Raw genomic sequence first — 18,335 nt, 5'->3', positions numbered from 1 at the left:
AGTACCCGAGCCACCGGCCGACTGATCAAGAAAGACGAGAACCCATGGCGGAGTTGACGATCTCACCAGACGAAATCAAGGGAGCGATCGAGCAGTACGTCTCGTCGTTCGAAGCCGAAGCCTCGCGTGACGAGGTCGGCACGATCACCGACACGGCGGACGGCATCGCGCACGTCAGCGGCCTGCCCAGCGCCATGGCGAACGAACTGCTGCAGTTCGAGGGCGGTGTGCTCGGCGTGGCCCTGAACCTCGACGAGGACGAGATCGGTTGCGTCATCCTCGGTGACTACGAGTCGCTGGAAGAGGGCCAGCAGGTCAGTCGTACCGGCGAGGTGCTGTCGGTGCCGGTCGGCGACAAGTTCCTCGGCCGCGTCGTCGATCCGCTGGGCAAGCCGATCGACGGACTCGGTGACATCGAGGCCGAGGCGGAGCGCGTCCTCGAGCTGCAGGCGGCATCCGTGCTCGAGCGGCAGCCTGTCGAGGAGTCCCTGGCCACCGGCATCAAGGCCATCGACGCGATGACCGCCATCGGCCGCGGCCAGCGCCAGCTGGTCATCGGTGACCGTAAGACCGGCAAGACCGCCGTCTGCATCGACGCCATCCTGAACCAGAAGGCCAACTGGGACTCCGGCGATCCCGACAAGCAGGTGCGCTGCATCTACGTCGCGATCGGCCAGAAGGGTTCCACCATCGCGGGCGTCAAGACCGCCCTCGACGAGGCCGGCGCGATGGAGTACACGACCATCGTCGCCGCCCCGGCATCGGACTCGGCCGGCTTCAAGTGGCTCGCTCCGTACACCGGCTCGGCCATCGGCCAGCACTGGATGTACGAGGGCAAGCACGTCCTCATCGTGTTCGACGACCTGACCAAGCAGGCCGAGGCCTACCGCGCGATCTCGCTGCTGCTGCGTCGCCCGCCGGGCCGCGAGGCATACCCGGGTGACGTCTTCTACCTGCACTCCCGTCTGTTGGAGCGTTGCGCGAAGCTGTCCGACGAGATGGGCGGCGGCTCGATGACCGGTCTGCCGATCATCGAGACCAAGGCCAACGACGTCTCGGCGTTCATCCCGACCAACGTCATCTCGATCACCGACGGCCAGGTCTTCCTCGAGTCCGACCTCTTCAACAAGGGTGTCCGCCCGGCCATCAACGTCGGTACCTCGGTGTCGCGCGTCGGTGGTGCCGCGCAGACCAAGGGCCTGAAGAAGGTGTCCGGCTCGCTGCGTCTGGAACTGGCGCAGTTCCGTGAGCTCGAGGCGTTCTCGGCGTTCGCCTCCGACCTCGACGACGCCTCGAAGGCACAGCTCGAGCGTGGCGCCCGCTGGGTCGAGATGCTCAAGCAGGACCAGTACACGCCGTTCTCGGTGGAGGACGAGATCGTGTCGATTTACCTCTGCGGTGAGGGACACTACGACTCGGTGCCGGTCAACGACATCCGCAACTTCGAGACGCAGCTGCTCAGCCACCTGCATCACGAGGCCAAGGGCGTGTACGACTCGATCGCCGGCGGCAAGGTGCTCGCCGACGATCAGGCCGAGGCGCTGGTCAACGAGACCAACAAGTTCAAGAACAGCTACCTCACCCACGACGGCAAGCGCGTCGTGAACGAGGCCGAGACCAAGGCGATGGACTCCGAGGACGTCGCGCACGAGCAGATCACGGTTCGCAAGTCGTGATCGCATCGTCCGATGTCCGTTCGAAGGAAGGGGTGAGGGCTCATGGCCAGCATTCGTGAGCTTCGCTCACGCATCCGTTCGGTGAAGTCGACGAGGAAGATCACCAAGGCTCAGGAGCTGATCGCCACCTCGCGGATCACCAAGGCGCAGGCGCGTGTGGCCGCGGCCAAGCCGTACGCACACGAGATGACCGAAGTGCTCTCCGAACTGGCGAGCAACGCCGGATCGCTCGACCATCCGCTGCTGGTGCAGCGGGAGAACCCGAAGCGCGCCGGCATCCTGGTCATCACCAGTGACCGCGGCATGTGTGGCGGCTACAACGCGAACGTGCTGCGTGCCACGCGCGAACTGATGGCGCTGGTCCGCGACGAGGGCAAGGAGCCCGTGCTGTTCGTGATGGGGCAGAAGGGCGTCGGGTTCTTCAGCTTCCGCGGCTCCGACATCGCCGATTCGTGGACCGGTTTCTCCCAGTCACCCGACTACACCGACGCCAGCACGGCGACCAACTTCCTGGTCGACCTGTTCCTGGCCGGCGCAGGCGAGCAGGTGGAGCGACCGGGCGGAGACGGTTCGCTGGAGGGCATCGACGAACTGCACCTCGTCTACACGCGGTTCGTCTCGATGCTGACCCAGACTCCGGAGGTTCGGCGAGTGGCCCCGCTCGTCATCACCGAGGAGGATGACGACATGGAAGCGGAGATCCACAACCCGTCGCGTAACTACTCCTTCGAACCGGCGCCCGAGACGCTGCTGGAGGCGCTGTTGCCGAAGTACGTGGCCACCCGCGTGTACGCCGCTCTGCTCGACAGTGCGGCGTCGGAATCGGCCGCGCGCCGCACCGCCATGAAGGCCGCGACCGACAACGCCGACGAACTGGCCACCACGCTCTCTCGTGAGGCCAATCAGCTCCGGCAGGCGCAGATCACCCAGGAGATCAGCGAGATCGTCGGTGGCTCCAGCGCCCTCGCCAATTGACCTTATTGACCCAAAGAGGAAGTGACCCAACGACAATGACCGCAGCAGTAACCACCCCCTCGGAGAACAAGGCGGGGTCGTCCGACGGCCGCGTCGTCCGCATCATCGGCCCGGTCGTCGACGTCGAGTTCCCGCGCGGCTCGATCCCAGACCTGTTCAACGCGCTGCACGCCGAGGTCAACCTCGAAGCCGTGGCCAAGACCCTGACCCTCGAGGTCGCCCAGCACCTCGGCGACAACCTCGTGCGCACCATCTCCATGCAGCCGACCGACGGTCTGGTTCGTGGGGCCGCGGTGAGCGACACCGGCAAGTCCATCGTGGTCCCGGTCGGTGACCAGGTGAAGGGCCACGTGTTCAACGCTCTCGGCGATTGCCTCGACACCCCGGGTCTCGGTCGTGACGGCGAGCAGTGGAGCATCCACCGCAAGCCGCCGGCCTTCGACGAGCTCGAGGGCAAGACCGAGATCCTCGAGACCGGCATCAAGGTCATCGACCTGCTGACCCCGTACGTCAAGGGCGGCAAGATCGGCCTGTTCGGTGGCGCCGGTGTGGGCAAGACGGTCCTCATCCAGGAGATGATCACCCGTATCGCCCGCGAGTTCTCGGGTACCTCGGTGTTCGCCGGCGTCGGTGAGCGCACCCGTGAGGGCACCGACCTCCACCTCGAGATGGAGGAGATGGGCGTTCTCCAGGACACCGCGTTGGTGTTCGGCCAGATGGACGAGCCGCCGGGCACGCGTATGCGCGTCGCCCTGTCGGCGCTGACCATGGCGGAGTACTTCCGCGATGTGAAGCACCAGGACGTGCTGCTGTTCATCGACAACATCTTCCGGTTCACCCAGGCCGGCTCGGAGGTCTCCACCCTCCTCGGTCGTATGCCGTCCGCGGTGGGCTACCAGCCCACCCTGGCCGACGAGATGGGTGAGCTGCAGGAGCGGATCACCTCGACCAAGGGTCGTTCGATCACCTCGCTGCAGGCCATCTACGTGCCCGCCGACGACTACACCGACCCGGCGCCGGCCACCACGTTCGCGCACCTCGATGCGACCACCGAGCTCTCGCGTCCGATCTCGCAGCTGGGTATCTACCCGGCCGTGGACCCGCTGACCTCGACCTCGCGCATCCTCGAGGCCTCGATCGTCGGTGACGAGCACTTCCGCGTCGCCAACGAGGTCAAGCAGATCCTGCAGAAGTACAAGGAACTGCAGGACATCATCGCCATCCTCGGTATGGACGAGCTGTCCGAAGAGGACAAGGTGACCGTGCAGCGCGCACGCCGTATCCAGAAGTTCCTCGGCCAGAACTTCCTCGTCGCCGAGAAGTTCACCGGCGCAAAGGGCTCGGTCGTCCCGCTCGCCGACACCATCGAGGCCTTCGACCGTGTGTGCAAGGGCGAGTTCGACCACCTGCCCGAGCAGGCGTTCAACAGCTGCGGTGGACTCGACGACGTGGAGGCCGCCGCCGCCAAGATCGCCGGAAAGTAGCGGATCGCCATGGCTGAGAAGTCCTTCCACGTCGAGGTCGTCGCGGCCGACGACAAGCTGTACTCGGGAGAGGCCACCTTCGTCATCGCGGAGACCACATCCGGTGAGCTGGGTGTGCTCGCCAATCACGAACCGCTGCTGGGCCAGCTGGTCCCGGGTGGTTTCGTGGTGATCGACGACGAGAACGAAGGCCGTCGTTCGCTGGCCGTGCAGGGCGGGTTCCTGTCGGTCACCGGCGAGACGGTGACGATTCTCGCCGAGTCGGCGCAGTGGGCCGACGGCATCGACGCCGCCGCCGAGAAGGCGGCGATGGAGCAGGCCGAACCCGGAAGCGACGAGTACAACCGCGCACATTCGCGATTGGTCGCGGCCGAACACGCGAGCAAGTAGAACGATCGGCACGACGGCCGGTCACCGCCAAACGGCGGTGACCGGCCGTCGTCGTTTCGTCGTCTCGCGTCTGGCATGCTGGTGAGAGGAACGGCCGTGATCGAGTCCCTCGACTCACCCGGCGCTCGTCAGCCCACGTAGCGCTCTCAGCCCCCACCGCGGCCACTCCCGGGAGGTACGCCTGGTGTCGTTCGTTGCGATCCTGCTCGGTGTGCTGCTGGGCGTTGCGCTGCTCGTCTGTGGCCTGCTCGCGTACCGGCTCAGTCAACTGCGCCGCATGGGCACCCCGGTGTTGCTCCGCCAGATCCCGGCCGCCGACGACGAAGGTTGGCGCCACGGCACCGTTCACTACAGCGACGACGCCCTGCGCTACTTCCGGCTGACCGCGCTGCGACCCGGACCGACCCGGACCCTGGTTCGCCAATCGATCGAGATCACCGGTCGCCGTCGGCCCTTCGGCTCGGAATCCGACATCCTCGAAGGCATGGTGATCCTGGAGCTCGGCGCCGGCGCCGACGACGAAGGTCGTGCCTACGAGCTGGCGATGGCGCCGGGCGGGGTGACCGCGTTCCAGTCGTGGCTCGAGTCCCGGCAGTCCAAGCGCTCGCAGCGCCCCCAGCGCCGCCGCAGCGCCTGACCAACTGGTATCCGCACCGGCGCCCTGCACCCTCCCGCGGAACCGGCGGGCAGTAGATTCGGGACATGGCGGTTCATCTCACGCGCATCTACACGCGGACCGGAGACGACGGGACAACCGGTCTCAGCGACTTCTCGCGGGTTCCCAAGACCGACGTGCGAGTCGCGGCATATGCCGACTGCGACGAGGCCAACGCCGTCATCGGGGTGGCGCTGGCGCTCGGTGACGACGTTCCCGCCGCTGTCGCCGACGTTCTCGAGACCGTACAGAACGATCTGTTCGACGCCGGGGCGGATCTGTCGACACCAGTGGTCGAGAACCCCGAGTACCCGCCGCTGCGTATCGAACAGGACTACATCGACGCACTCGAGGCCTGGTGTGACGAGTTCGGCGCGGATCTGCCGTCGCTCGACTCGTTCATCCTGCCCGGTGGGACTCGGCTGAGTGCCCTGCTGCATCAGGCGCGAACCGTCGCCCGCCGCGCCGAGCGGTCGGCGTGGGCGGCGGTCGATGCCGATCCCGACGCGACCAGTGTCCTGCCGGCGCGCTATCTCAACCGGCTGTCCGACCTGCTGTTCATCCTCTCGCGCGTGGCGAACCGTCCGCCACTCGGCGACGGGGACGTCAAATGGGTGCCGGGCGGCGATCGTCGGCGCCCACCGGTCCGTGGCGGTCGCGGTGCGGCCGGAGACAGCGAGCGCGACCGCTAAGGTGGCAGCGTGAGTGATCGTTTTCTGGTGTCGGGAGGTGCCCGGCTCGCGGGAGAGGTCTCGGTGGGTGGGGCCAAGAACAGCGTGCTGAAGCTGATGGCCGCCGCGCTGCTCGCCGAAGGCACCACCACGCTGACGAACTCCCCGGAGATCGCCGACGTCCCGCTGATGGCCGACGTACTACGGGGTCTCGGGGCGGTGGTGACCGTCGATGGTGACACCGTGACCATCGACGCACCCGCGGAGCCCAAGTTCCACGCAGACTTCGACGCAGTCAAGCAGTTCCGTGCCTCGGTTTGCGTGCTCGGACCCCTGATGGCGCGATGCCACCGCGCGGTTGTCGCGCTGCCGGGCGGCGATGCGATCGGCTCGCGTCCGCTCGACATGCACCAGGCCGGTCTGCGTGCGCTGGGCGCGCACAGTTCGATCGAGCACGGGTGTGTCGTCGCCGAGGCGGATGCACTCGTGGGAGCGCCCGTCGCGCTCGAGTTCCCGTCCGTCGGTGCCACCGAGAACATCCTGATGGCCGCGGTGCTCGCCGACGGGGTGACCGTGATCGACAATGCCGCCCGCGAACCCGAGATCGTGGACCTGTGTGTGATGTTGCAGCAGATGGGCGCGAAGATCGAGGGCGCGGGTTCGCCGACACTGACCGTCACCGGCGTCGATCGCCTGAGCCCGACGACCCACCGCGTCGTCGGTGACCGCATCGTCGGCGCGACATGGGGGATCGCCGCGGTGATGACCCGCGGCGACGTCACGGTGCACGGGGTGTCACCCGACCATCTGCAGCTGGTGCTGAACAAACTAGGGGATGCCGGCGCGACGGTCGACCGGTTCGACAACGGCTTCCGGGTGCGTCAGGACCGCCGACCCATAGCGGTCAACGTGTCGACTCTGCCGTTCCCCGGATTTCCCACCGACCTGCAGCCGATGGCCATCGGCATGGCCGCGATCGCCGAGGGGATGTCGGTGATCACCGAGAACGTCTTCGAGGCGCGGTTCCGGTTCGTCGAGGAGATGGTCCGGCTCGGTGCCGATGCCCGCACCGACGGTCATCACGCCGTGCTGCGCGGAATCGAAAAGTTGTCCAGCGCACCCGTCTGGTGCTCCGACATCCGTGCCGGAGCCGGTCTGGTGCTCGCGGGTCTCGTCGCCGACGGGGTGACCGAGGTCCACGACGTCGAACACATCGACCGCGGCTACCCCCGGTTCGTGGAGAACCTGCGCCGTCTCGGCGGTGAGATCGAGCGCGTGACCGCCGCTCCCTGAGGAGCGAGGCGCTAGCCGAGTGTCACGAAGGGCGGCCCTTCGTGACGACCCTTCGCAGGCTCCGGGTCTCCTCAGGGAGCTGGTGGTGACGACCCTTCGCAGGCTCCGGGTCTCCTCAGGGAGCGGGTGGTGACGATCTCCGGTGCTAATCAGGGAGCTGGTGGTGACGACCCTTCGCAAGGTCAGGTCCTCCCCAGACTTAGCGCGCACCTATCCGACCGGACAGGTGATGCACTCACCCGGCGGGCGAAGCTGCGTCGCCGAGGGTCAGGAGGCCTTGTCGGCCGTGTGACGCACGGAACATTCTCGATGGGACAGCACGATTCGTCGTCACAGGACCGTCGACAAGGAGCATTCCATGGCCATCGAGCTCAACCAGATCTGGGACTTCCCGATCAAGGAGTTCCATCCATTCCCGAAGGCGAAACTCGGTGTCGGGGCGCACGACATGCTCGGCGTCGAGGCCAAGGACCTCGGCATGACGAGGGCGCTGCTGATGACCACCGGTCTGCGCGGCTCGGGGATCATCGAAGAACTCATCGGCAAGATCGAGTACCAGGGCGTCGACGTCGTGCTGTTCGACAAGGTGGAGTCCAACCCCAAGGACTACAACTGCATGGACGCGGCCGCCCTGTATCAGTCCGAGAAGTGCGACGGGATCATCTCTGTCGGTGGCGGTTCCAGTCACGACGCCGCCAAGGGTGCGCGCATGGTGATCGCGCACGACGGACGGAACATCAACGAGTTCGAGGGCTTCTCGAAGGCGACCAACAAGGAGAACCCGAAGCACATCGCGGTCTCCACGACGGCAGGCACCGGCTCGGAGACGTCGTGGGCCTACGTCATCACCGACACGTCGGACATGAACAAGCCACACAAGTGGGTGGCCTTCGACGACACCTGTCTCGTCGACCTGGCGATGGATGACCCGCTCCTGTACTACTCGTGCCCCGAGCATTTCACGGCGTTCTGCGGATTCGACGTCCTGGCCCACGCGAGCGAGCCGTACGTCTCCCGTCTGGACTTCGCCCCGTCCCTGGGCAATGCGAAGTACTCGATCGAACTCATCCGCGACCACCTGCGCACCGCGGTCTACGATCCGCGCAATCTCGCGGCGCGCACCGGCATGATGCACGCGCAATACATTGCCGCACAGGCGTTCAACTCCGGTGGGCTCGGATTGGTGCACTCACTGTCGCACGCGGTCAGCGCTTTCTACGACAGCCACCACGGCCTCAACAATGCGATCGCGTTGCCGCGTGTCTGGGAGTACAACCTGCCGTCACGCTTCGAGCGGTATGCCGAGATCGCCGCCCTGATGGGTGTCGACACCAGCAAGATGACGACCGTGCAGGCCGCCGACGCCGCCGTCGAGGAAGCGATCCGACTGTCCAAGGACCTCGGCATCCCGGACAACTTCGGTCAGCTCAGCGTGAACAGCTACGAGAAGAACCGGATGAACACCGGCAAGTACGAGGGTCGCGGCGAGACCATGGACACCTCCGACAAGCAGGTCCGTGCGATCGCCGAGCACATGATGGACGACTGGTGCACGCCCGGCAATCCCCGCGAGAGCACCGTCGAATCGCTCATCCCGATGGTGGGTCACGCGTTCACCGGGTCGTACTGACCCGCGGGCAGACCGGTCCGGGGAAGGCTGCCCCCGCCTTCCCCGGGCCTCCTTCGTCAACCGTGCGTCGGCCCAGCCGCGGTGCCGACCGTCGACCCGAAAGAGCAAGCCGATGCCCGATTTTCCCGCGGCGGACGCCGCATACGACCCACCGGTCGACGCCGTGTTCGAATCGGTGGACACGCTCCGCGACGCACTGAGCGCACAGGGATACCTGATCGACGACGACCTCGCGGTGGTCGTCCACCTCGCGACGATCCTGGACCGTCCGCTGCTGCTCGAGGGGCCGGCGGGCGTGGGTAAGACCGAACTCGCCAAGGCGCTGGCGGCAGCGTCGGGGCGCGAGCTGATCCGGCTGCAATGTCATGAGGGCCTTGATGATTCGCGGGCGCTCTACGAGTGGGACTACGCCCGCCAGTTGCTGCATGTGCAGATGCTGCGCGACCGGATCGGGGCAGAACTCGCCGCGCAGACCAGCCTCGCGGCCGCGTCGGCCGCTCTTGCCCGGACCGACGTCGGTGTCTACACGGAGGACTTCCTCGTCGCGCGTCCGCTGCTCGCGGCGATCATGTCGCCCACACCGACCGTGTTGCTCGTCGACGAGATCGACCGCACCGACGAGTCGATGGAGGCGGTGATGCTCGAGGTGCTCGCCGAACGGCAGGTGACGGTTCCCGAACTGGGGACGTTCACGGCGCGGTCGGCGCCGTGGGTCATCTTGACCTCCAACGACACCCGTGAGCTGTCGGCTGCGCTCAAGCGGCGGTGCCTGCACTTCCAGGTCGACTACCCGAGCGCCGACCGGGAACGGCGCATCGTGGCGGTACGCGCACCTGACGTGGAGGAATCGGTGATCGGCGAGGTCGTCGCGCTGGCGCGGCGCTTGCGTGAGCTCCCGCTGCGCAAGAGTCCGTCGATCGCGGAGGTCATCGATGCGTGCCGGGCGGCGTCCTATCTGCAGGAAACCGATTCGAGTGATCCCGACGCTCACGAGCGCGCGCTGCTCGCACTGCTGGTGAAGTTCGGTACGGATCTCGAACTCGTGCGCCGAGAATTGTCGACGACGGACCGTGGTTCGTCGGTGGATCGGATGGTCGGCGTCGACGGTTCGACACCGTCGGGGTCGGTCACCGCGACCGCGTTCGGTGCGGGGCGTGCCCGTAGCGCGGCCCTGAGTGCGCGCCGCTGACATGGTCGGGGTGAGCACCGTCCGCGGCGTGCGCGATCGCACACTCGATCGTCTGGCTGTCGCCTTCGGGCGTGCCTTGCGGATGCACGGAGTCGAGGCCTCACCGGCGGAGGTCATCGAGGTCCGGCGCGTGATGGCGATCGTGGGGGCGCGTGATCTGGCCGTGCTCGCCGCCGGATTGCGCAGCGTCTGCGTGAAGTATGCGTATGAGTCGGATGCTTTCGAGCGGGTGTTCTGGCTCTTCTTCGCCAACGCCGCGGGTAGGGCTGGCGAGCAGGAGATGCCGCGGCCGCGCGGAGTCGCGGCGGAGCTGCCGGCCGAACTCCGGTGGGATGAGGATTTCACCGGTGCGGCGCGGATGATCGGAGCGGACGAGCACACCGACGAGATCGGCGACTGGATGATCGACGATCCCGACGCGGGGGAGCGTCACGCCGAGAGCGCGCATCGGGAGGAGAACGACTTCTCGGTGTCGTCTGGGACCGACCGGCTCGATGTCGATGTCGACGGCGGTTCGGTGGCCGGCGGTGTCACCTACACCGTCGAGGTGGACAAGGCGGATTCCGGCGAGGTCGGGGAGTTGGTCGGGGCCTCGACACGGGTACGTGGAACGCCGATCGGGATCACCGACGCAGCCGGGATTCTGCGCGCCCTGGATGCCTGTGATGCCCGGTACGCCTACGGGCCCGACGGTGCGGAAGGACTCGACGAGCGCGGCCTCGCGGAGCTGGAATCGGCGCTGTCGGCATTCATCGATGCGTTGTCGGCGCGCCTGGAGTCCCTGCCGATACGGGATCACGCCGACGACCCCGACCAGCGGGTCGCCTCCGATCAGGCCGACATCGACCGCGCCTGCCATCGTTTGGTTGCGCGGCTGCGTGGCGCGCCGCGACGTTCCGTCGGTCGGTTCGATCGCGGCGCCCTCGACATCCGACACACCATGCGCGCCTCGGTGGCGACGGACGGTGTGCCGATCGCGTTGTGGCGGAGACGTTCTCGTCCCGGACCGGTGCGTCTGTTGGTGGTCGTCGACGTGTCGTTGTCGGTACGCCCGGTCACCGGGTTCGTCCTCCGATTGGCGCAGACATTGCACCGCTTGGGCGATCGATGCGAGGTCGTGGCGTTCGTCGACCGGCCGGTCCTGGTGACGACCACACTGCGGACCGCGCACGCCGACCGCGCGCTGGCCGCGGTGCTGTCGGCCGACGGGCTGGACCTCGCCGCGACCAGCGATTATGGGCAGCTGTTCGCCGGACTGCTCGGCGACTTCGGTGACCTGCTCACCCGTCGGACCTCGGTGCTGATGGTCGGGGACGCACGCAGCAACGGCTTCGACCCCCGCCTCGACCTGATGGCCGAGCTGTCGCGCCGCACCCACCGCGTGGCCTGGGTGACGCCGGAACCCTCCCGCTACTGGTCCCAGACCGGATGCGCGCTGTCGGCCTACGCGCAGTTCTGCGGTGGCGTGGTGAGTGCCAGGGACGGCGCAGAGATGGTCGGTCGGTGCGACGAACTCGGGGCCGCGCTCGGGTAGACGCGACTACCGTCGGCTCAGGCGACCGCGCCCCCCAGAAGAGTCGACACCGCCGAGTCGACACCAGTGAGGATGCCGAAGAGGATGATGAAGAGATGACGGGTGTCCTCCCGGGACGCACCACCAGACGTCCCCTCACGCGGGTGTCGAAGTTCCACACGCCCGAGATCATCATCGGTCCGCAAGCGATCGCGGAGGTCTCGACGGCGACGTCCAACCTCGGTCTACGCCGACCGTTCGTGATCTCCGACCGTCACCTGCAGCACACCCCGTGGTACGCCCAGGTCATGGACGATCTGCGCGGCAGCGGTCTCGCCGCGGGGTCGTTCCTGGACATCTCGCCGAATCCTCGCGCAGCGGAGATCGCCGAGGCCTTTCTGGCCTACCGGGCCCACGACTCCGACGGTCTCGTCGCGCTCGGCGGCGGCTCGGTGATCGACGCGGCCAAGGGCGTGGCCGTGCTCGCCGCCAACGGCGGCCACATCCTCGAGTACGAGGGAATCGACAAGGCACCACGCCCTCTGCCGCCGGTCGTCGCGGTCCCGACCACGGCGGGCAGCGGGTCGGACGTCTCGCAGTTCTGCATCATCAACGACGCCGAGCGCCGCACCAAGATCACCATCATCGGCCGGGCGCTGGTTCCCGATGTCACGGTGATCGACCCGGTCATGCTGACCACCGTGCCGCCGGAGGTCGCCGCCCAGTCCGGGATGGACGTGCTGACCCACTGTGTCGAGGCATACGTGTCGCTGGCCCGTGGCCGGCTCACCGACGCCCTCGCCCTCGAGTCCATCGCGACTGTGTGGCACAACCTGGAACGCCTGGTCAACGACCCCCACGATGCGGCGGCCGGCGCCGAGATGTCGCTGGCCTCGTTGCAGGCGGGAATGGCGTTCACCAACGCGATCCTGGGTGCGACCCACGCGATGAGCCACCCGGTCGGCGGTCACTGCGACGCTCCGCACGGATCGATCAACTCGGTGCTGCTGCCGCATGTGATCCGCTACAACGCGCAGGTGTGTGCCGACGACTTCATCGACCTCGCCGGATCGATCGGTCTGTCCACGGACGGCTCCGCGCGTGCGGTCGCGGACCGGCTGGCCGACGCGGTGGCCGCTCTCGCCGGTCGGGTCGGGATGCCCGAGACGCTGAGTCCGTTGGGCGTGCAGGCGGTCGACCTGGACCGGCTGACCACCCACGCGCTGGCGGACTCCTGCATGACCACCAACCCGCGTCGTCCCGTGCCGGCCGGTATCCACGACCTGTATGAGCAGGCGTTGTAGGTGGTGTGGCAACGATGAGCGACGCGCCGGGCCTCGAGCCCGATCTCGCCACGCTGGTGGGCCTGCGCACCGTGAAGGGCAGCCACTACGCCCAGTATCGCGGGGTCGAGGCGCGACTGACCCGGGTGATCGGAGCGCTCGACCGGATCTCGCGGGCCCTGGTCCGCACCGCGGAGGGGCCGGAGGCCTTGGTCGTCGCCGTCGTCGACGCGGCCCGCGACCACCTCGGCGCGCAATGGGCGCTGTTCGCGCTGGCCGACGGTCAGCTCGAACAGACGGCTCCGCGGCACGTCATCCTCTCGCGGGAGGGCACACCGTTCGCGTTCGAGGGGTCACAATTCGCGAACGTGCCCGCCGACCTGCCCGATCAGGTCCTCAACCGACTCAACGACCTCCTGCGCGGGCACGACGAGGTGCTGCACCGCCCGATCATCGACGAACACCATGTGCACGTGCCGGTGGAACTCGACGGGCAGGTGGTCGGGGGGATGTCGGTGTGGACGCCCGCCGACCGGATGGTGGACCCGACCGACGTCGTCGTCCTGCGCATTCTGGCGAGTCAGGCGACCGTGGCATTGGTGAACGCCGAGCTCTTCTCCGAGACCTCGCGGCACGCGCGGGCGCTCGCCGAACGCAACGCAGAACTCGAGCGCACGCAGCGGGAGTTGTCGGCGGCGATGCGCGCGACCGTGGTGGACGAAGAACGGTCGCGCATCGCACGCGAGTTGCACGACTCGGTCACCCAGTCGGTCTTGTCGGCAGGAGTCCAGATCGAACTGTGCCGTGGTGCGGTGGACGGGCCGGCAGGCGAGCGTCTGGAGGTTGCGGGCCGGTTGACGCGCGACGCCGTCGAACAGCTGCGTTCATTCATCTCCACGCTCAACAACTCGCGCCGGGTGCAGTCCTTGAGCGTTCGCCATGCGCTGGTGGAACTGTGCACGCTCCACATGCCGCCGGACCTGCGCACCGACGTCGTCATCCGCGGTCGCGAACGCGACCTGGCCGACGATGTCCAGCACGCGGTGCTACGGATCGCGGGCGAGGCCCTGTTCAACGCGGCGGTCCACGCGCAGGCCGCCGGGGTGACGGTCACGCTGACCTACTCGACCACCCAGGTCACCATCGCGGTCGACGACGACGGCACCGGTGACCCGGACCACGTGCGCCGCGTCATGCGGACGACCTCGCTGGGTGACCTCGCCGCCGGCCGACATCGAGGGCTCGCCAACATGCGTTCTCGTGCCGAGGAACTGGGTGGTGAACTGCGGATACGCCGATCCCGTCTCGGCGGTATCCGGATCGTGGCGGTGGTGCCGACCCGGCCTTCGCACGTCGGCGAATCGGCCCCGTCGGGTTCGGCCCCGCTTGTCACCGGAGATGGACCGGCCGGACCGCCGGACACCAAGGAGTTGTCATGACCCAGACCCGACCCGTCAGCGGAGCCGCGATCCGGACGATGCTGGTCGATGACCACGCGCTGCTCCGGGAGGGGATGAGGTCGCTGCTGGACCGCGAGACCGTCGTCGAGGTGGTGGGGGAGGCTGCCTCGATGGACACCGCGCTTGCCGAGGTCAACCGGTGCCGGCCCGATGTCGTGGTGGTCGACCTCAAGCTGAACGCGGGTGCCGACTACGAGGGCCTGCGACTGGTCGCCGAGCTCGCGCGGCGCCATCCGGGGGTCGCCACCCTGGTGCTCACGACCTTCCTCGACGAAGATCTGGTGGTCCGCGCCGTCAAAGCCGGCGCCCGCGGCTACGTGGTCAAAGACGTCGACACCACGGAATTGGTCCGGGCGATCCAGGCGGTGTCCGGCGGCGGCAGCGCCTTCGACCCCCGCAGTGCCGAAATCGTCCTCCGCACGGTCTCCGGCGAGGGAGATGCACCCGAGGCGTTGACCGAGCGCGAGCGGGAGATCCTGCGGCTTCTGGCGGAAGGCTTGTCCAACAAGCGAATCGGGCAGACGCTCTACATCTCCGAATCCACCGTCAAGTTCCACATCCGCAACATCATCCGCAAGCTCGGGGTGTCCAAGCGGACGGACGCGGTGTACATCGCGAGCAAACGCGGGCTGATCTGAACGCGACGCCGCTCAGCGTGGGGCGAGGACGAGCCAACCGCCGTGATGGTCGAGCAGTCGAGCACCGGCGTGGTCGACCGTCGATGCCCATCGCTGCAGGTCGGCGCGGGTGAGTCGGACGCGGTGCCCGAAGTGCGCGCTCGGGTTCTCCTCATAGGGGACGGCGACCACCACGCGACGGCATGCCACCCGCAGGGCCTCGACGAGTGCAGCGATCGCATGATGGTCATCGAGATGTTCGAGCAGGTGGACCAGGGTCACGGTGTCCACCGAGGAGTCCTCGAAGGGGAGGTCGGTCGCGTCGCCGACCACGGCATTCACCGATGCCCTACGTCGGGCAGCGTGTGTTCGCAGCATGGCGACCGCGCCCGGCGAGATGTCGCAGGCGTGCACGTGGTGTCCGTCGTCGGCGAACTGCAGGGCGAGGAAACCGAAGCACGAGCCGACCTCGAGGACGCTGGCGCCGACGACGAGTCCGCGGGCGTGCTGGTGGATTGCAGAGAACGGCGCTGTGCCGGCCTTCAGCTCGGCGATCGAGTTGTCGTAGAAGGCCGACCAGGCGTCGCGTGCGGTGTCGGCCGCACTGCGGATCACGCCGGTCGCCGCCTCCTCGAACATGTCCTGGCCGGCGATGACGCCGAGGTCGACCAAGGGCAGCAGGCCGTCGAGCATCGTCGAGTCGCTGATGGACGTGGCGTCGAGGTCGTGCGAGATCTCCAGACGCCCGCCGTCCACCCTCCAGGAGAACCGGCCACCGTGGCGGAACCCGGGTGGAGGAGACGCTGCCCGACTGACCATGACGCGAATGCGGTGTCGCGACGGGTGCTGATCGAGGACGATGCTCACCCACTTCACGCTAGAAACAGCTGTGGCCTGCGGGAACTGTCCGATCGGGCGCTCCGACTGTCCGAATGGGCAGGATTCATGGCGCAGATCACACTTGGGTACGGACGTCCCAATCCGTGGATTTGCGTGCGTTCGCTGTCTGCCGCAAGCCGCTGACCTGCGTCGATGAGTCAGGCGGGGCCGCGTGAACAGGCGATTTGATTCTCGCCGGGCAACTGCGTAACTTTCTTCAAGTCAGCGCGCCACGGCGCCGCCCCGGACAGCCCCGAGAGGGGAGCGAAGGGGAAGGGAAACCGGGTTCTGCACTGACCGCCCCCGAGAAATCGACCGGGTCGCATCATGCGCCTGGCACGAAATCTCGGACTGCCAGACACTCCCGATCGGAACCACGACCGAGAGTTGCGGACCGCGAAGAGCGTCTGGTAGGCTGGAAGAGTTGCCCCGGAGCGGGGCGGCGAATCCAAACAGAACGTAGAACTTGCTGGTCAGCGCCCTTTACCGGGGTAGCGCCGGTGGGTGTGTGTTCTTTGAGAACTCGATAGTGTGTTGATGAATTGTCTGATGCCATTGTATTGGCATCGTGTGTCCAAGGAATTGGATATGGGATGATTTTTTTGTAGCACCTGCTCTATGAGTGGGTGTTGCTAGTTTTTGTTTGGTCAGGTCTTTATCTCTCTGACTGAGATTGTGTTGAAATTGCGTCGGTTTGCCGGCGTGTTTCGATAGGTTTTCATGGAGAGTTTGATCCTGGCTCAGGACGAACGCTGGCGGCGTGCTTAACACATGCAAGTCGAACGGAAAGGCCCTGCTTGCAGGGTACTCGAGTGGCGAACGGGTGAGTAACACGTGGGTGATCTGCCCCTGACTTTGGGATAAGCCTGGGAAACTGGGTCTAATACCGGATATGACCTTACATCGCATGGTGTTTGGTGGAAAGCTTTTGCGGTTGGGGATGGGCCCGCGGCCTATCAGCTTGTTGGTGGGGTAATGGCCTACCAAGGCGACGACGGGTAGCCGACCTGAGAGGGTGATCGGCCACACTGGGACTGAGACACGGCCCAGACTCCTACGGGAGGCAGCAGTGGGGAATATTGCACAATGGGCGCAAGCCTGATGCAGCGACGCCGCGTGAGGGATGACGGCCTTCGGGTTGTAAACCTCTTTCACCAGGGACGAAGCGCGAGTGACGGTACCTGGAGAAGAAGCACCGGCCAACTACGTGCCAGCAGCCGCGGTAATACGTAGGGTGCGAGCGTTGTCCGGAATTACTGGGCGTAAAGAGCTCGTAGGCGGTTTGTCGCGTCGTCTGTGAAATTCTGCAACTCAATTGCAGGCGTGCAGGCGATACGGGCAGACTTGAGTACTACAGGGGAGACTGGAATTCCTGGTGTAGCGGTGAAATGCGCAGATATCAGGAGGAACACCGGTGGCGAAGGCGGGTCTCTGGGTAGTAACTGACGCTGAGGAGCGAAAGCGTGGGTAGCGAACAGGATTAGATACCCTGGTAGTCCACGCCGTAAACGGTGGGTACTAGGTGTGGGGCTCATTTCACGAGTTCCGTGCCGTAGCTAACGCATTAAGTACCCCGCCTGGGGAGTACGGCCGCAAGGCTAAAACTCAAAGGAATTGACGGGGGCCCGCACAAGCGGCGGAGCATGTGGATTAATTCGATGCAACGCGAAGAACCTTACCTGGGTTTGACATACACCAGACGCGTACAGAGATGTGCGTTCCCTTGTGGTTGGTGTACAGGTGGTGCATGGCTGTCGTCAGCTCGTGTCGTGAGATGTTGGGTTAAGTCCCGCAACGAGCGCAACCCTTGTCCTGTATTGCCAGCACGTAATGGTGGGGACTTGCAGGAGACTGCCGGGGTCAACTCGGAGGAAGGTGGGGATGACGTCAAGTCATCATGCCCCTTATGTCCAGGGCTTCACACATGCTACAATGGCCGGTACAGAGGGCTGCGATACCGTGAGGTGGAGCGAATCCCTTAAAGCCGGTCTCAGTTCGGATCGGGGTCTGCAACTCGACCCCGTGAAGTCGGAGTCGCTAGTAATCGCAGATCAGCAACGCTGCGGTGAATACGTTCCCGGGCCTTGTACACACCGCCCGTCACGTCATGAAAGTCGGTAACACCCGAAGCCGGTGGCCTAACCCTTGTGGAGGGAGCCGTCGAAGGTGGGATCGGCGATTGGGACGAAGTCGTAACAAGGTAGCCGTACCGGAAGGTGCGGCTGGATCACCTCCTTTCTAAGGAGCATTTGCATGGAGGCTTGCCTCCATGGAACTCCCGATTGTGGCCGAATGTGCCGCACGGGGAGCTCGAGGGTGAAACATCAGACAGATCTGCCGGTTCGCCGGCGGATGGCTGCTCGCTGTGAAGTGGGTGGCGTCATCATCACACTATCGGGGTTCTGAGAGAACACACGTTGTTGTCTCTGCCCAGGTGGCGGGTTGTTCCGCTGACGGTCCCTGTGATGGGGGCCCGAGGGATGGCCGCACATGGGTGTGTGTTGTTTGAGAAGTGCATAGTGGATGCGAGCATCTTTATTTTTTGCATTGCATGACGAATCAAGTTTTTTGGTTTGTGTGTTTTGTTCGAGTTTTTTGGTGCCTTCATTTCGGCCCACCC

General features: G+C 66.1%; 14 protein-coding genes and 1 rRNA gene. 14 read left to right on the top strand and 1 reads right to left on the bottom strand.

Features of this window, described 5'->3' with window-relative positions:
- Positions 1-44: 44 nt before the first annotated feature.
- From atpA to VZC37_RS00015, 13 genes are all read left to right on the top strand, one after another.
- Positions 45-1,676 carry a F0F1 ATP synthase subunit alpha gene (atpA, locus tag VZC37_RS00075; protein WP_330430383.1) on the top strand — a complete coding sequence of 544 codons (1,632 nt, stop codon included), beginning with the start codon at positions 45-47 and terminating at the stop codon, positions 1,674-1,676.
- Between the two features lie 42 nt (positions 1,677-1,718).
- Complete coding sequence (locus VZC37_RS00070; protein ID WP_330430382.1) at positions 1,719-2,651, top strand: F0F1 ATP synthase subunit gamma; 933 nt, start codon at positions 1,719-1,721, stop codon at positions 2,649-2,651.
- 35 nt (positions 2,652-2,686) lie between these two features.
- Positions 2,687-4,135, top strand: a complete 1,449-nt coding sequence (gene atpD, locus VZC37_RS00065; protein ID WP_330430381.1) for a F0F1 ATP synthase subunit beta — start codon at positions 2,687-2,689, stop codon at positions 4,133-4,135.
- Between the two features lie 9 nt (positions 4,136-4,144).
- A complete protein-coding gene (locus VZC37_RS00060) occupies positions 4,145-4,525 on the top strand; it encodes a F0F1 ATP synthase subunit epsilon (RefSeq protein WP_330430380.1) in 381 nt (126 codons plus the stop codon).
- A 184-nt stretch (positions 4,526-4,709) separates the two neighbouring features.
- Positions 4,710-5,162 carry a DUF2550 domain-containing protein gene (locus tag VZC37_RS00055; RefSeq protein WP_330430379.1) on the top strand — a complete coding sequence of 151 codons (453 nt, stop codon included), beginning with the start codon at positions 4,710-4,712 and terminating at the stop codon, positions 5,160-5,162.
- A gap of 65 nt (positions 5,163-5,227) precedes the next feature.
- A complete protein-coding gene (locus tag VZC37_RS00050; RefSeq protein WP_330430378.1) occupies positions 5,228-5,872 on the top strand; it encodes a cob(I)yrinic acid a,c-diamide adenosyltransferase in 645 nt (214 codons plus the stop codon).
- A 9-nt stretch (positions 5,873-5,881) separates the two neighbouring features.
- Positions 5,882-7,144, top strand: coding sequence for a UDP-N-acetylglucosamine 1-carboxyvinyltransferase (gene murA / locus VZC37_RS00045; RefSeq protein ID WP_330430377.1), 1,263 nt, complete (start codon positions 5,882-5,884; stop codon positions 7,142-7,144).
- Between the two features lie 358 nt (positions 7,145-7,502).
- Entirely contained in the window at positions 7,503-8,774 is a 1,272-nt protein-coding gene (gene mdo / locus VZC37_RS00040; RefSeq protein WP_330430376.1) for an NDMA-dependent methanol dehydrogenase, read from the top strand.
- A 112-nt stretch (positions 8,775-8,886) separates the two neighbouring features.
- A complete protein-coding gene (locus VZC37_RS00035) occupies positions 8,887-9,963 on the top strand; it encodes a MadB family AAA-type ATPase (RefSeq protein WP_330430375.1) in 1,077 nt (358 codons plus the stop codon).
- 1 nt (position 9,964) lies between these two features.
- Positions 9,965-11,497 carry a MadC family VWA domain-containing protein gene (madC, locus tag VZC37_RS00030; protein ID WP_330431650.1) on the top strand — a complete coding sequence of 511 codons (1,533 nt, stop codon included), beginning with the start codon at positions 9,965-9,967 and terminating at the stop codon, positions 11,495-11,497.
- A gap of 95 nt (positions 11,498-11,592) precedes the next feature.
- Positions 11,593-12,780: an iron-containing alcohol dehydrogenase gene (locus VZC37_RS00025; RefSeq protein ID WP_330430374.1), complete on the top strand. Its 1,188-nt coding sequence runs from the start codon at positions 11,593-11,595 to the stop codon at positions 12,778-12,780.
- Between the two features lie 14 nt (positions 12,781-12,794).
- Positions 12,795-14,198, top strand: a complete 1,404-nt coding sequence (locus VZC37_RS00020) for a MadS family sensor histidine kinase (protein WP_330430373.1) — start codon at positions 12,795-12,797, stop codon at positions 14,196-14,198.
- Positions 14,195-14,857 (top strand): MadR family response regulator transcription factor, encoded by a 663-nt coding sequence (locus VZC37_RS00015; RefSeq protein ID WP_330430372.1) that lies wholly within the window; start codon positions 14,195-14,197, stop codon positions 14,855-14,857. The genes VZC37_RS00020 and VZC37_RS00015 overlap by 4 nt, the downstream gene beginning before the upstream one ends.
- A 12-nt stretch (positions 14,858-14,869) precedes the next feature.
- Here VZC37_RS00015 and mftM read toward each other — a convergent pair whose 3' ends face one another.
- The gene (gene mftM, locus VZC37_RS00010; protein WP_330430371.1) at positions 14,870-15,703 is read right to left on the bottom strand and encodes a mycofactocin oligosaccharide methyltransferase MftM; all 834 of its coding nucleotides are present in this window, start codon (positions 15,701-15,703) and stop codon (positions 14,870-14,872) included.
- 729 nt (positions 15,704-16,432) lie between these two features.
- Between mftM and VZC37_RS00005 the strand changes: the two genes are divergently transcribed.
- A 16S ribosomal RNA gene (locus tag VZC37_RS00005) occupies positions 16,433-17,953 on the top strand.
- Positions 17,954-18,335: the final 382 nt, after the last annotated feature.

This window comes from Gordonia sesuvii, assembly GCF_036350415.1.
GTDB classification, from domain to species: Bacteria; Actinomycetota; Actinomycetes; order Mycobacteriales; family Mycobacteriaceae; genus Gordonia; species Gordonia sesuvii.
The sequence above is the reverse complement of the archived record's forward strand: the minus strand, read 5'-3'. Positions and strand labels throughout refer to the sequence as shown.

Coding starts and splice junctions, on each gene's coding strand:
- VZC37_RS00025 (WP_330430374.1), top strand. CDS start 11,593: ATGACGGGTGTCCTCCCGGGACGCACCACCAGACGTCCCCTCACGCGG.
- VZC37_RS00020 (WP_330430373.1), top strand. CDS start 12,795: ATGAGCGACGCGCCGGGCCTCGAGCCCGATCTCGCCACGCTGGTGGGC.
- atpD (WP_330430381.1), top strand. CDS start 2,687: ATGACCGCAGCAGTAACCACCCCCTCGGAGAACAAGGCGGGGTCGTCC.
- mdo (WP_330430376.1), top strand. CDS start 7,503: ATGGCCATCGAGCTCAACCAGATCTGGGACTTCCCGATCAAGGAGTTC.
- VZC37_RS00050 (WP_330430378.1), top strand. CDS start 5,228: ATGGCGGTTCATCTCACGCGCATCTACACGCGGACCGGAGACGACGGG.
- VZC37_RS00015 (WP_330430372.1), top strand. CDS start 14,195: ATGACCCAGACCCGACCCGTCAGCGGAGCCGCGATCCGGACGATGCTG.
- madC (WP_330431650.1), top strand. CDS start 9,965: ATGGTCGGGGTGAGCACCGTCCGCGGCGTGCGCGATCGCACACTCGAT.
- VZC37_RS00035 (WP_330430375.1), top strand. CDS start 8,887: ATGCCCGATTTTCCCGCGGCGGACGCCGCATACGACCCACCGGTCGAC.
- VZC37_RS00060 (WP_330430380.1), top strand. CDS start 4,145: ATGGCTGAGAAGTCCTTCCACGTCGAGGTCGTCGCGGCCGACGACAAG.
- atpA (WP_330430383.1), top strand. CDS start 45: ATGGCGGAGTTGACGATCTCACCAGACGAAATCAAGGGAGCGATCGAG.
- VZC37_RS00070 (WP_330430382.1), top strand. CDS start 1,719: ATGGCCAGCATTCGTGAGCTTCGCTCACGCATCCGTTCGGTGAAGTCG.